This is a genomic window from Streptomyces sp. NBC_01515 (assembly GCF_045040345.1).
Taxonomy (GTDB): domain Bacteria; phylum Actinomycetota; class Actinomycetes; order Streptomycetales; family Streptomycetaceae; genus Streptomyces.
Genome location: NZ_CP109416.1, coordinates 10,281,636 through 10,294,625 on the forward strand (window position 1 = coordinate 10,281,636; position 12,990 = coordinate 10,294,625).

At 70.7% G+C, this 12,990-nt stretch carries 12 protein-coding genes and 1 pseudogene; 7 read left to right on the forward strand and 6 right to left on the reverse strand.

Annotation, left to right across the window (positions count from 1 at the left end; translation table 11 throughout):
- Positions 1–2 precede the first annotated feature (2 nt).
- A complete protein-coding gene (locus OG407_RS45430) occupies positions 3–179 on the forward strand; it encodes a hypothetical protein (protein WP_405869010.1) in 177 nt (58 codons plus the stop codon).
- On the opposite strand, the pseudogene OG407_RS45435 reads toward OG407_RS45430, so the two are convergent.
- A pseudogene (locus OG407_RS45435) lies at positions 146–412 on the reverse strand (CGNR zinc finger domain-containing protein); the annotation flags it as partial. The gene OG407_RS45430 and the pseudogene OG407_RS45435 sit on opposite strands and share 34 nt — an antisense overlap.
- On the opposite strand from OG407_RS45435, the gene OG407_RS45440 reads away from it, so the two are divergent.
- A complete protein-coding gene (locus OG407_RS45440) occupies positions 311–943 on the forward strand; it encodes an alpha/beta fold hydrolase (protein WP_405866732.1) in 633 nt (210 codons plus the stop codon). The pseudogene OG407_RS45435 and the gene OG407_RS45440 sit on opposite strands and share 102 nt — an antisense overlap.
- A gap of 9 nt (positions 944–952) precedes the next feature.
- On the opposite strand, the gene OG407_RS45445 is transcribed toward OG407_RS45440, so the two are convergent.
- From OG407_RS45445 to OG407_RS45455, 3 genes are all read right to left on the reverse strand, one after another.
- Positions 953–1,609: a response regulator gene (locus OG407_RS45445; RefSeq protein WP_405866734.1), complete on the reverse strand. Its 657-nt coding sequence runs from the start codon at positions 1,607–1,609 to the stop codon at positions 953–955.
- Positions 1,606–2,922: a sensor histidine kinase gene (locus OG407_RS45450; RefSeq protein WP_405866736.1), complete on the reverse strand. Its 1,317-nt coding sequence runs from the start codon at positions 2,920–2,922 to the stop codon at positions 1,606–1,608. The genes OG407_RS45445 and OG407_RS45450 overlap by 4 nt, the downstream gene beginning before the upstream one ends.
- Before the next feature lie 144 nt (positions 2,923–3,066).
- Positions 3,067–5,304 carry an MMPL family transporter gene (locus OG407_RS45455; protein WP_405866738.1) on the reverse strand — a complete coding sequence of 746 codons (2,238 nt, stop codon included), beginning with the start codon at positions 5,302–5,304 and terminating at the stop codon, positions 3,067–3,069.
- A 292-nt stretch (positions 5,305–5,596) separates the two neighbouring features.
- Between OG407_RS45455 and OG407_RS45460 the strand changes: the two genes are divergently transcribed.
- On the forward strand, positions 5,597–7,099 hold the full coding sequence (locus OG407_RS45460) for a protein kinase domain-containing protein (protein WP_405866740.1): 1,503 nt from the start codon (positions 5,597–5,599) through the stop codon (positions 7,097–7,099).
- Between the two features lie 9 nt (positions 7,100–7,108).
- Here OG407_RS45460 and OG407_RS45465 read toward each other — a convergent pair whose 3' ends face one another.
- Positions 7,109–8,017, reverse strand: a complete 909-nt coding sequence (locus OG407_RS45465) for an MBL fold metallo-hydrolase (protein WP_405866742.1) — start codon at positions 8,015–8,017, stop codon at positions 7,109–7,111.
- A gap of 115 nt (positions 8,018–8,132) precedes the next feature.
- Between OG407_RS45465 and OG407_RS45470 the strand changes: the two genes are divergently transcribed.
- Entirely contained in the window at positions 8,133–9,017 is an 885-nt protein-coding gene (locus tag OG407_RS45470) for a LysR substrate-binding domain-containing protein (protein ID WP_405866744.1), read from the forward strand.
- Between the two features lie 109 nt (positions 9,018–9,126).
- A complete protein-coding gene (locus OG407_RS45475; protein ID WP_405866746.1) occupies positions 9,127–9,357 on the forward strand; it encodes a LacI family DNA-binding transcriptional regulator in 231 nt (76 codons plus the stop codon).
- A 102-nt stretch (positions 9,358–9,459) separates the two neighbouring features.
- Here OG407_RS45475 and OG407_RS45480 read toward each other — a convergent pair whose 3' ends face one another.
- Complete coding sequence (locus OG407_RS45480; RefSeq protein WP_405866748.1) at positions 9,460–9,813, reverse strand: hypothetical protein; 354 nt, start codon at positions 9,811–9,813, stop codon at positions 9,460–9,462.
- Positions 9,814–10,001: 188 nt separating this feature from the next.
- Here OG407_RS45480 and OG407_RS45485 point away from each other — a divergent pair, with 188 nt between their 5' ends.
- On the forward strand, positions 10,002–11,225 hold the full coding sequence (locus OG407_RS45485) for a PP2C family protein-serine/threonine phosphatase (RefSeq protein ID WP_405866750.1): 1,224 nt from the start codon (positions 10,002–10,004) through the stop codon (positions 11,223–11,225).
- A gap of 255 nt (positions 11,226–11,480) precedes the next feature.
- Positions 11,481–12,908: an alkaline phosphatase family protein gene (locus OG407_RS45490; RefSeq protein ID WP_405866752.1), complete on the forward strand. Its 1,428-nt coding sequence runs from the start codon at positions 11,481–11,483 to the stop codon at positions 12,906–12,908.
- The last annotated feature ends 82 nt before the right edge of the window (positions 12,909–12,990 follow it).

Sequence of the window (12,990 nt, forward strand, 5' to 3'; positions counted from 1 at the left end):
CAATGCCGGTGCTGCCAGCCGATCGATTCCTCCAGCTGTGGGGTGCGCGGCCCCAACAGGCCCCGCTGCGCTCGGAGTTCTTTGCCATCCGGGCCCGATGCGCGGCAACTGTCGTCCGGCTCGCGCACGCGTTGGAGCAGAACCTGCGGGTGCGGTTCCGCGACTGGTCCACGAAATAGTTTCCGCACCCGGCCGCCGCGCACCGGCCCAGCGTCACCCCCGGGTCCCCGGCCGCGACCAGGGCGAGTCTGGCGGCGATCAGCTGGCCGAGCCAGCGCTCGGCCGGGGTGCCGTTGCGGCTGAAGTGGATGTGCCAGCCGTCGAGGCCGTCGTGGTCGGACAGATGCATCTCCGGCGGATAGTCGCGCAGCAGAAGGTGCACCGCTTCGGGGGCGGCGCCGTCGACCGACATCTGGGGGTCGACCGGTTCGTGCCGGTCGGGCATTCCATGGGCGGGATGATCGCCCAGACCCTCGTCCTGGATCATCCCGAGCGGGTCGAGCGGATGGTGCTGGTCGACTCGATCAGCCGGATGACGTACAGCTGGGCGCGCGGGCTGCTGTTGGCGGTGTCCACGCTGCTGCCGTTCAAGCTGTTCGTCGCCGTCAACATCCAGCGTGCCTTCGCCCCCGGCTACCCCAAGGAGAAGATCCGCGAGTACATCGACGCCTCCGCCGCCACACCGCGCGAGGTCGTCATGACCTGCTACGGCGCGATGCGGGCCTTCGATGTGCTGGACCGGGTGGGCAGGATCAGCGCGCCCACGCTCATCGTGCACGGGTACCACGACATCCAGTTGCCGCTCTCCCAGATGCTGCGGATGGCCAGCGCCTACCCGGACGCGGTCGTGCGGATCGTCGACGCAGGGCACGAACTGCCCGTGGAGAAGCCCGCCCAACTCACCGCGCTGCTCGGGCAGTTCGTGACCGTGCCAACAGCCTGAGGGAAGACCTCAAGCCGGCCGTACCAACCCCGCGTCGTACGCGAAGATCACCGCCTGCACCCGGTCCCGCGCGCCGATCTTCGCGAGGATGCGGCTGACGTGGGACTTGACCGTGGACTCGGCCAGGCACAGGCGTTCGGCGATCTCGGTGTTGCTCCAGCCGGCCGCCATGACGGTGAGGACCTCCCGTTCGCGGTCGGTGAGGGCGTCCAGGCGGCGGTCCTGTTCGGCGGTGCGGCCGGGCATGCGGTCGGCGAAGGCGTCGATGAGCTTGCGGGTCAGGCCGGGGGAGATGACGGCGTCCCCGGCGGCCACCGCGCGGATGCCGGCGACGAGTTCCTCGGGCAGCGCGTCCTTGAGGAGGAAGCCGCTGGCCCCGGCGCGCAGCGCGGCGTACGCGTACTCGTCGAGGTCGAAGGTGGTGAGGACCAGGACGCGGGAGCGGCCACCCGACTGCACGATCCGGCGGGTGGCCTCGATGCCGTCCATGCCGGGCATGCGGACGTCCATCAGGACGACGTCGGGGCGGAGTTCGGCCGTCAGCCGGACCGCCTCGCCGCCGTGCGTGGCCTCGCCGACGGTGCTCAGATCGGGGTACTGCTCGATGAGCATGCTGAAGCCGAGGCGCTGCAGGGCCTGGTCGTCGACGATGAGGACGGTGGTCATGCCGGGTGCTTCTCCGTCAGGTCGGGGGCGATGGGAAGGGGGACCAGGAGGGCGCGGACGGTCCAGCCGCCACGGGAGTTGGGGCCCGCGACGACCTGTCCGCCGTAGAACGCGGCCCGTTCGCGCATGCCGACCAGGCCCTTGCCCTGTTCGTCGGTGCCGGACGCCTTGTGCGGGCCGGTGTCCTCGACGGTGACGATCACCGCGTCCGGGGCGGCCGTCACCGTGACCTCGACCGTCGTGTTCGGTGCCGTGTGCTTCAGCGTGTTGGTGAGGGCTTCCTGCACGATGCGGTAGACGGCGAGCTGAAGTCCCTGGGCCAGACCGGTGAGTTGGCCCTTGAAGTGGAGGGTGGCGGTGGGTCCCGCGGCCCGCACCCGTTCCATCAGGGCGTTCAGGTCGGCCAGTCCGGGCTGGGGCGCGAGCGGGGTGTCGTCGGGCTCGGCGTCGTGGATGACGGCGAGCAGCCTGCGCAGTTCGGCCAGGGCGCCGCGGCCGCTGTCGGCGATGATCCGCAGGGTGTCCGCGCCCCGCTTCGGCTTCGTCTCGGCGAGCCCGGCGGCACCGCCCGCGAGGCCGACGATCACGGCGAGGGTGTGACCGAGGATGTCGTGCATCTCCCGTGCCACGCGGGCGCGTTCGGTCGCCGCGGCCAACTGGGCGCGCTGGTCGCGCTCCTTCTCCAGCCGTACGGCGTGCTCCTGGAGGGCCTCGATGTAGGCGTTCACCAGTTTTCCGGCCAGCCCCAGCGCGGCCATCGACAGCACGGCGACCACGGCGAGGAATGCCAGTACCGAGGTGCTGGCACCGCCGTTCGCCAGCCTGGAGCCGCCGTTGAAGAAGATGAACGACACGGCGGTCTGCCCGAGGGTGTAGGCGACGCCGACGGCCAGCTGGCCGGGGGCCCCGAAGCGTCCCAGGTTGAGCAGTGCGACCAGCTGGGTGGCGCTCGAACCCGAGTCCACCCTCAGGGCCAAGGACACCTCGGAGATGACCACCAGGAAGGCGAAGACGAGCACCGGCCGCTGTCGCCGCCACAGCAACGGCACGGTGTACCCCGCCGTGATCGCCAGCATCAGCACGAAGGCGGCGACGGAATCGTGGCCCGCGCGGACCAGGGCCGGAATACCGGCGAGGGCATAGCAGGCGGGCACCCCCCACCGCCTGACCCGCGGATGCGCCAGGTCGACCGCTCGCACCCGCCCCAGCCACGTGAGCAGCCGGACGACCGACCGGTACTCGGAGTCGCCCAGCCGGGTCCGTCCGATCAGGCTCTCAGTGTGGACGGACCGGTCTTTGGGCGGTGCGGTCACGGGAGACACCCTCCATGGTGCAGGCGGGCCGCCCGCCGGTCCCGGGGGGGAAGGGGACCGGCGGGCGGGGACGGTGTGGTCGAACAGGGGCGGCAGCCGTACGGCCGTGAACGGCGTCCTGGTGTGGATCGTACGGCCGCCGCCTCAGCTCTTGCCGGTGGCGCCGGACGACACGGGTGCCTTGCCCGAGCCGGTGGAGCCGGTGTCCGGGGCCTCGGCCAGCAGGTGGCGCAGCCGTTCGCCCTCGACGTCCACGTTGGGCAGCTTCCGGTCGAGCCAGCCGGGCAGCGCCCAGGCGCGGCGGCCGAGCAGGGTCATGATCGCGGGCACGAGCGTCATGCGGACCACGAAGGCGTCGAAGAGGACGGCGGCGGCGAGGCCCAGGCCGATCGACTTGATCAGCGCCACGTCGTCCAGCAGGAACCCGGCGAACACGGAGATCATGATGACCGCGGCGGCCGTGACCACCCGGGCGCTGTAGCGGAAGCCCGCGATCACCGCCTCCGTGGGCTCGGCCCCGTGGACGTACGCCTCACGCATCCGGGTCACCAGGAACACCTCGTAGTCCATGGCGAGTCCGAACACCACGCCGATCATGAAGATCGGCAGGACGCTCACGATCGGCGAGGTCTGGTCGATGCCGAACAGGTCCGCCAGCCAGCCCCATTGGAACACCGCGACCACCACACCGAGCGTGGCGAGCACGCTGAGCAGGAAGCCGAGGGCGGCCTTGAGCGGGACCAGGATGGAGCGGAAGACGAGGAGCAGCAGGACCAGGGCCAGGCCGACGACCACACCCAGGTAAGGGATCAGGGCGCCGCTGAGCTTGTTGGACACGTCGATGTTCAGCGCGGTGGTGCCGGTGACCATCAGTTCGGCGCCGGTGTCGTCCTTCAGGGCGGGGCCCCGGTCGCGGATCTCGGAGACCAGGTCGACGGTGGCCGCACTGCTGGGCGAGCTCTTCGGTACGACGGAGATCAGGGCCACGTCGCCGTTCTGGTTGAACACCGCGGGGCGTACGGCGGCGACGTCGGACAGCTTGCCGAGCTGGGCGACCGCGTCCTGTGCGGCGGTCTTGGCGGCACTGCCGCTCGGGCCGTCGATGACCACGGTCAGCGGGCCGTTGTAGCCGTCGCCGAAGCCCTTGGTGATCGTGTCGTAGGCGATGCGCTCGCTGGTGCCGGGCGAGGACATGCTGTCGTCGGGCAGGGCCAGGCGCATCGACAGGGCGGGGATGGCGAGGACGCCGAGTCCGACGACGGAGACGACCAGCATCTTCAGCGGGTTGCGGGTCACGAACCGGGCCCAGCGCACGCCCGTCGTCTCGCCCTCGCCGCCCTCTTGCAGGGCGCGCATCCGGCGGCTGGTGAACCGGCTGCCCATGATCCGAGTCCCGGCGAAGCCCAGCATCGCGGGCAGCAGGGTCAGCGCGATCAGTACGGCGACGACGACCGCGAACGCGGCGCCCAGGCCCATGGTGGTCAGCATGCTGATGCCGATGATGCTCAGGCCGGCCAGGGCGATGACGACGGTGAGACCGGCGAACACCACCGCGGAACCGGCGGTGCCCAGGGCGCGGCCCGCGGCCTCCTCCGGTTCGTGGCCGTCGCGGATCTCGCTGCGGTACCGGGAGACGATGAACAGGGCGTAGTCGATGGCCACCGCCAGGCCCAGCATCAGCGCCAGCGTCGTGGCGGCCGAGCTGAGGTTGAAGATCGAGCTTGCGACCGTGATGGCGGCGACCGCCGTGCCGACCCCGAAGATCGCCGTCAGCAGCGGCAGCCCGGCCGCGAGGAGCGACCCGAACGTGATGACGAGCGCCACGGCCGCGATCAGCAGACCGAGCAGCTCGGTACTGCTGCTGCCCGCCTTCTCCTGTACGGCGTTGCCGCCCAGGCTGACCGCGAGGCCGGCCTTCTCGCCCCGGTCGGCCACGGAGTGCAGCGCGTCCCGCGCGGCGTCGGTGACGTCGGGCTGGCCGACCTTGTAGGTGACCTGGGCGTAGGTGATGGTGCCGGACTTGCTGATCAGGCCGCTCTGGTACGGGTCGGAGACGTTCGCGACCTGGGGCGCCTTCTTGAGGTCGGCGATCAGCGACTGGACCTCGGTCCGGTCGGCGCCGGACGCCAGTGTGTGCCCCTTGGGCGCTTCGAACACCACGCGGGCGGTGGCGCCGGAGGCCGACGCCTGCGGGAACTCCTTCTCCAGCAGGTCGATCGCCTTCTGCGACTGTGTGCCGGGGAGGCTGAAGCTGTCGGACGTGCTCGTCGTGACGTTCATGGCACCGATGCCGACGACCGCCAGGGCGGCGATCCACAGCATCAGGACGAGCCGTCGGCGCCGGAACGAGAACCGGCCCAGCCGGTAGAGGAAGGTGGCCATGGGGTACTCCCACCAGGTTCGATAGAAAGTGGAGGGCCTGCGCGACCCACGCCTTCACGCTAGGAGCGGCTTTCCCCGCATCCGCAGCACCGGGGAAGTGAAAGCGGCCGGGGTGACTAGTACCGGGGTACTAGACCCTCTCCACCCTCCAGTCGAGGTGCGGGCCCGCCAGTCGAGGTGCGCGACCCTCCCGTAGACGGTGGGCGCCGTGATCCGCCCCACACGATCCGGGACAAGAGCCGGTTATGGTGACCAGGCGAAACGAACATGGACAGAACCGGCGGAGGACACCGTGTCGGACGAAGGGCGTCGCATCGCCGGGCGCTACCGGCTGACCGAGCAGATCGGCCGGGGCGGCATGGGTACCGTCTGGCGGGCCGACGACGAGGTGCTCGGCCGCCAGGTCGCGATCAAGCGGCTGCACGCCCGCCCGGAACTCTCCGCCGACGAACTCGCCACCCTCTTCGAACGCACCCGCCGCGAGGCCCGCAGCGCCGCCCGCATCGCGCACCCGAACGTGATCGTCGTCCATGACGTCGTGGACGACGAAGGGCGCCCCTGCATCGTCATGGAGTACGTCCCGGGCCCCACCCTCGCCGAACTCCTCAAGGACGGCCGGACCCTCCCGTACCAGGAGGCGGCCCGCATCGGCCTCGACATGGTCGCCGCCCTGCGCGCCGCCCACGCCGCCGGTGTGCTGCACCGCGACGTCAAACCCGGCAACGTCCTCCTCGGTGCCGGCGACCGGCTCGTCCTCACCGACTTCGGCATCGCCATGACGGACGGGACGTCGACCCTCACCAAGACCGGCGAGATGGTCGGCTCCGTCCACTACATGGCCCCGGAACGCATCCGCGGGCTCACCCCCGGAACCGCCTCCGACCTGTGGGCCCTGGGCGCCACCCTCTACCAGGCCGTCGAGGGACGCCCGCCGTTCCGCCGGGTCACCGCGATGGAGACCGCGTACGCCATCGCCGTGGACCCCCTGGAACCCATGAAGCAGGCCGGTCCGCTGGAGCCGCTCATCGAGGCGCTGCTCATCAAGGAGCCCGCCGAGCGGCCGACGGCGGAACAGACGGAACGGGCCCTGCAGACCGCGTGGTGGGGCGAGTCGACCACCGAACTTCCCCCGCCCGCCGCCGAGTTGACCGCCGTAGGACCGGACCCGAAACCGGTGGGAGAGCCCGGTCGTGGGCGGCGGCGGAGCCGCAAGGGGCTCGTCCTCGGGGGGATCGCCACCGCTGTGGCGGCTGCTGTGGCGGCCACGGCGTTCGTGCTGCACACGACGTCCAAGTCAGCGCCCGGGCACGCGACTTCCCGGCCCACGACCATGGCCTCCGCATCACCCGTACCGGAGGGCTATCACCTCGTCCGGGACCGCCAACTCGGCGTCTCCTTCCCGGTTCCGGACGGCTGGAAGGCCGGCAAGCGGACGGCGGAGGGGGTCACCTACACCGACGAGACGGGCCTCGCCGGACTCACCATCGGGATCGTCGACCCGGCGGGCCCCAACCCGAGCACGCACTTCGCGGACACCGAGGCCAACACCAAGGTCAACTACCCCACGTACCGCAGGCTCCGTATGCAGCAGACCACCTTCCAGCAACAGCCCGCCGCCATCTGGGAGTTCACCTTCCAGGGCCGGGTCCGGGTGTTCCGCGCCATCGACCTCGGCTTCGGCCGGGAGGGCGGCCGCGAGTACGACATCTATCTCTCGGCCCCGGACGCGAAGTGGGACACCTACCGTCCCGTCTTCGACACGGCCAGGGACGGCTTCGTGACGAGCGCGTCGTAACTCGCTTGCTCACGCCGGGTGTTCGGCGCACAGGCAGCCAACCCCCTTCTCGATCCAGTCCCGTTCGGCCCACTCCGGATGCCGCTCGACCATGAGCGCCCGGACCTCCTCGACGATCGTCTCCTCGCTCAATGCCGAGTCGCGGCGGGCCCACGTCTCGTCCCGCAGCAGCCGCAGATAGTCGCGGACGTCCGCGAGCAACTCCGGCCCGCCGACGGCCCCGTGGCCCGGTACGACGACCCGCGCCCCCTCACCCGCGAGCCGCTCCATCACCGCGAGCCAGCGCGTGCCGGACACATCGGTGTCGTACGGCGGGAACCACGGGAAGATCGCGAACTGCCCCGCCTCCACCAGGTCCCCCGTGAACAGCACGCCCGCGTCCGGCACCCGGATCACCTGGTCGCCCTTGCTGTGCGCCCGCCCGGTGGCCCTCAACTGCACGACCCGGCCGCCCAGTTCGAGGTCGTAGGCGTCGTCGTAGACGAGGTCGGGCTTCGGTAGGACGACACCTTCGAGCTGCCGGGCGACCGGCTCGCCGAGTCCGCGGAACATGTCGAGATAGCCAGGGCCCTTCACCTTCAGGTCCTCGGCCTGTGCGCGGTTCATGAGGAACGTCGCCTCGCCCGCGAACACCTGGGCCCCGAAGGCGTGTTCAGGGTGGAAGTGGGTCGTCGTGAGGTACAGCCTGCGGCCCCTGGCGTACTCGGTCGCGAACTCCAGCACCTTCTCCGCGTTCCGCGGACCCAGGCCCGTCTCCACGACGAGCACCGCGTCCCGGCCGCCGATGACACCGATGTTGGGCACCAACTGCACCCGCCCGTCGGGCACGACCACCAAGTCGCGCCCCAGTTCCCGGACTTCGGCGATGTGCACGACGGGGTCGTGCGTCACCCGGTCGGGCGACACGTGGTCGGTCATGGTGACTCCTCAGCAGTACGGCGATCTCGTTCGCCCACCACTTCACCGCCGGACCCCTGAGGGTGTCCAAGACCGATCCTGTACGGCCGATACCGCGTCGGTATCATCGCCGGTCATGGAGCTACGCACGCTGCGCTACTTCGTGGCGGTCGCCGAGGAACTCCACTTCGGCCGGGCCGCCGCGCGCCTGCGGATGACCCAGCCGCCGCTGAGCCGGGCGATCAAACAGCTGGAGACCGAGCTGGGCTGTGTCCTGCTGCTCCGATCGCCCACGGGGGTGGCGCTCACCCCGGCCGGTGTCCTGCTCCACGAGGAGGCGTGCGCGCTGCTGGCGCAGGCCGACCGGATGCGGGAGCGCGTGACCGAGTTGGCCGGACCGGTCACCCTGACCGTGGGCACCCTCGCCGACAGCGCGGAGCAGTTCGGCACCCGGCTCGCCGCCGCCTACCGGGAGCACCACCCAGCCGCCCGCATCCTCATCCGTGAGTCGGACCTGACCGATCCGACCGCGGGACTACGGGCCGGACTCGTCGACGTGGCGCTGACCAGGGCGCCCTTCGACGACACCGGCATCACCACCCGCACCCTGCGCTCGGAACAGGTCGGTGTGGTCCTCCGTACGGACGACCCGCTCGCCCACCGCGAGAGCCTGCGCCTCGCCGACCTCGACGGGCGCCGCTGGTTCCGCTTCCCGGACGGCACGGACCCGGTGTGGCAGGCCTACTGGACGGGGTCCGCGGGCGCCGGCCGACGCCGTGACGGGACCGTCGTACGGACTGCTCATGAGTGCCTGCAATCTGTCCTGTGGAGCGGAACCGTGGGTCTGATGCCGCTCGGGCACACCCTGCCGGAGGGGCTGACCGTGGTGCCGCTGACCGACATGCCGCCGAGCAGGTTCGTCATCGCCTGGCGCGCCGCCGACACCACGCCACTGATCCGGTCCTTCGTGCGGATCGCCGAGACCGTGCATCGCGGCACTGATTCGACTCGCGTGGAATGAGGGCCGCGCGTTCTCCGCAGGTCGAGCCGTGTGAGAGGGGTGTGCACCGGTCTTGCCCCGGCGGCCCGCGGCCCGTTACGTTGCGGCAAAGTTACTGGCCAGGTACGCGATGCGGTCCGGCGCATCGGTGTTCGGCGAGCGGAACGGGCATCGGGTGACAGGTCGCGGCAAGGGGCGACTGGATGCGCAGTACGGCCTCCTGACGAGCATCGCCACGGAAGCGGGGGTCTCGCTCAGCACGGTGTCCAAGGTGGTGCACCGGCGCCGGGACGTCGGCGCCAGGACGCGCGAGCGGGTCGAGGAACACTTTCGTACGTTGTCCAGGACGGTCCTCCTGTGACCCGCATGTTCGGTGGCTGACAGTCGCCGTCAGGGAAGCGGCGGTTCCGTGGCTCACCGCACCTTCTGCCGCCCCCGGCGACGAACCCCGCGCCCCAAAGACTCACCGGAACTCGTGCACCACCCGGATCTCGCCGACGATGTGGGCGTTGAACTCGTCCAGCTCCTCGGCCGGCACCCACAGCTCCAGAATCGTCCGGCCGCCCGCCTGCTGGACGGGATACCGGGCCAGGAACTCCGCGTCCACGTCGAAGCGCGTCACGAAACCGGCGCCGTCGTGCTTGACGTTCCAGTCCCTCGCGATCCGGATCGCGTAGTCCTCGTTGAGGACCGGGTAGAAAATCGGTTGCTCGGGCAGCCGGGGCGGCCAGGCGCGCCAGTCGAGCGCCCGGACCAGGTCCAGCTCCTTGGGACCGGTGGGGCGCCAGAGGGTGGTCGTGGGCCGCTGGGTCGTCATCGGAGTCGCTCTCTGCGCAGGGGATCAAGGGATCGGACCGGACGATATCGGCGCTACGAGCGCTGCGGCCACGGAGTTTCGCCCCCGGCGACCAGCTCCCGCCCCGACCCGATCCCACCGCACAACGGGTCGCTACCGTCCGAACGCCCGCGCGGGTGTTGGGATGGGGGCGGCAGAAAGGGGCCGTGGTGGACGGCGACGCGGTTGGTGGGTCAGAGGTGGGGGCGGCGGACCGGTTCGCGCTCGCGGAGCGGGCCGTGTCCGCGATCGGGTCGTCGCTCGACGAGCGGAGGACGGCGGCGGAGTGCGCGGGGTTCCTCGTCGACGGGCTGTGCGACGCCGCGGCCGTGGACCTGTTCGCGCAGGACGAGGCCCGCCCGGCACCGCACGGCATGCTGCACCCGATGGCGGCCGTGGGCCGCAAGGAACTGCTGGACAGCCTGCGGACCGCGCCGCGCGAGGACGTCATGGTCCGCGCCCTGGACGCCGGCCACCCCATCACCACGTCCTTCACCACGAACGACCACGGCGTACTCGCGGCCCTCTCCGTGCCGCTGACCGCCTGGGGCAAGGCCTACGGCGCGCTCCTCGCGATCCGCGCCGGGCGGCCGTTCGGCGACGACGAGGCCGCCGCCGTGCACTACGCGGCCCGCCTCACCGCGGCCCATCTGCACCACGCCGTCGAACACCACCGCCTGCGCACCACCGCCCTGAACCTGCAACAGGTCCTCCTCACCGAACCCAGCCGCCCCCACCCCAACGTCGAGATGGCCACCCGCTACCTGCCCGCCGGCAGCGGCACCCTCGTCGGCGGCGACTGGTTCGAGGCCGTACGACTGCACTACGGCCGCACCCTCCTCGTCATCGGCGACGTCATGGGCCACGGCCTCGACGCGGCCGTAGACATGAACGCGTACCGCTCGATGCTCCGCTACGTCGCCTCCACCGACCTGCCGCCCCACCGCATCCTGCGCCAGATGGACACCGCCATGTCCGAGGAGCACAACCGCCGCCCCGCGACCTGCCTGCTCGCCCTCCTCGACCCGGACCGCGGCACGGCCGCCTTCTCCAGCGCGGGCCATCTCCCGCCCGCCGTCTTCCACCGCGACGGCGCCGGCGAACTGATCCCCGTCCCCGTCGGCCCACCTCTCGGCACGGGCTTCGCCGACTACGAGATGACCACGCTCACCCTCACCCCCGAGGACACCCTGGTCATGTTCACCGACGGCCTGGTCGAACGCCGCGGCGAGGACATCGACGTCTCCCTCGCCCGCCTTGCCCGACTCCGCCTGCACCCCGGCCAGGGTGTCTCCCGCCTCCTCGACGACATCGTGCTCCGCCTGCACGTCCAGGAGGCGGAGGACGACGTGGCCGCGATCGCCGCGCGGTTGCGCCCGAGGAACCCCGCCTAGGAACTTCGCGAACGGGAAACACGTACGGCACCGGTGTCCCCTGCCGGGCCGGCTCATGTCTCCGCCAGCCGTCCCCCAAGGTTTGGCAACACCCGAGCAACGCCTGGATGTTGACGGTCACGGCTTGGCCAACCCCTTTCCGCACGTTGGCCGCAAATTCATCGCACGCCCCTGACACCCCATACCGAAATGGGCGGAGAGTGATCCGAGGTCTGGTCCACGAGATCCCTCGAAGCTCTTCAAGAAGGGGCAATCATGGCCGAGTTGACACGTCGCAGACTCCTGGGTTCCGCCGCGGGCGCGGTGGGCGGCGCCGCGGCACTCTCCCTCCTCCCGCCGAGCGTCCAGAAAGCCGTCGCCGCCGAACCGCCGAAGAACGGCTCGCTGCGCGACATCGAACACGTCGTCATGCTGATGCAGGAGAACCGGTCGTTCGACCACTACTTCGGCACCCTGTCCGGCGTTCGCGGATTCGCCGATCCACACGCTCGCAAACTCGACACCGGGCGCAGCGTCTTCTACCAGCCGGACGCGGTGAACCCGAAGGGCTACCTCCTTCCGTTCCACCTCGACACCCACACCTCCAGCGCGCAGGCCATCCCGTCCACCAGCCACGCCTGGTCGGTCCAGCACCAGGCCTGGAACAACGGCAAGATGGACCAGTGGCTGCCGGCCCACCGCGCGGCCGACGGCGTCAACGGCCCCTACGTGATGGGCTATTACACGCGCGAGGACATCCCGTTCCAGTTCGCGCTCGCCGAGACCTTCACCATCTGCGACAACTACTTCTGCTCGGTGTTCGGGCCCACCTGGCCCAACCGGCTGATGTGGATGACCGGTTCGATCGACCCCGGTGGCACCCAGGGCGGCCCGATCATCAGCAACGTCGCGCCGACGCCCTACCGTTGGACGACGTACGCGGAGCGCCTCCAGAACGCAGGCGTCAGCTGGAAGGTGTACCAGGAGGAGGACGACTACGGCACCAACATGCTGGAGCAGTTCGCCTCGTTCAAGAACGCCCAGCCCGGCTCCGACCTGTACGAGCGGGGCGTACGGCCGCAGCCGCACGGCACGTTCGAGGACGACGCGCGCAACGACCGGCTGCCGACGGTGTCGTGGATCTGCCCCACGAGCTACCAGTCCGAGCACCCGGACTACCTCCCGGCCGCCGGTGCCGACTACGTCGCGTCGAAGATCGAGGCGATCGCGTCGAACCCGAAGGTGTGGCGCAAGACCGCGTTCATCCTCAACTACGACGAGAACGACGGCTTGTTCGACCACGTCGTCCCGCCGACCCCGCCCGCGGGTACGGCGAACGAGTTCATCCAGGGCCTGCCGATCGGCGGCGGCTTCCGCGTCCCCGCCATCATCATCTCGCCCTGGACCGTGGGTGGTTGGGTCGCCTCGGAGGCCTTCGACCACACGTCGGCGCTGCAGTTCCTGGAGCGGCTCACCGGCGTCGAGGAGCCGAACGTCACCGACTGGCGCCGTGACACCTTCGGCGACTTCACCTCCGCGTTCCGCTTCCGCGACGCCCGCCCGCGCTCGCCCCGCCTGCCCGACGACACGGCCGAGCAGCTGGAGAAGGCGAAGGAGGAAGTGGCGACACTGCCGAAGCCCACCCTGCCGGGCGCGGACCAGAAGTTCCCGCACCAGGAACGAGGCCGCCGCCCCCACGTCTGACCAGCCTCACGCGGTGAGCGGCCCTGGCCGGTGTCATCGGGTCAGGGCCGCCCGCGCGGCTGGGTTGGTCCGCTGGGCGTGG

Coding starts and splice junctions, on each gene's coding strand:
- OG407_RS45430 (WP_405869010.1), top strand. CDS start 3: ATGCCGGTGCTGCCAGCCGATCGATTCCTCCAGCTGTGGGGTGCGCGG.
- OG407_RS45445 (WP_405866734.1), bottom strand. CDS start 1,609: ATGACCACCGTCCTCATCGTCGACGACCAGGCCCTGCAGCGCCTCGGC.
- OG407_RS45455 (WP_405866738.1), bottom strand. CDS start 5,304: ATGGCCACCTTCCTCTACCGGCTGGGCCGGTTCTCGTTCCGGCGCCGA.
- OG407_RS45465 (WP_405866742.1), bottom strand. CDS start 8,017: ATGACCGACCACGTGTCGCCCGACCGGGTGACGCACGACCCCGTCGTG.
- OG407_RS45470 (WP_405866744.1), top strand. CDS start 8,133: ATGGAGCTACGCACGCTGCGCTACTTCGTGGCGGTCGCCGAGGAACTC.
- OG407_RS45475 (WP_405866746.1), top strand. CDS start 9,127: ATGCGGTCCGGCGCATCGGTGTTCGGCGAGCGGAACGGGCATCGGGTG.
- OG407_RS45480 (WP_405866748.1), bottom strand. CDS start 9,813: ATGACGACCCAGCGGCCCACGACCACCCTCTGGCGCCCCACCGGTCCC.
- OG407_RS45490 (WP_405866752.1), top strand. CDS start 11,481: ATGGCCGAGTTGACACGTCGCAGACTCCTGGGTTCCGCCGCGGGCGCG.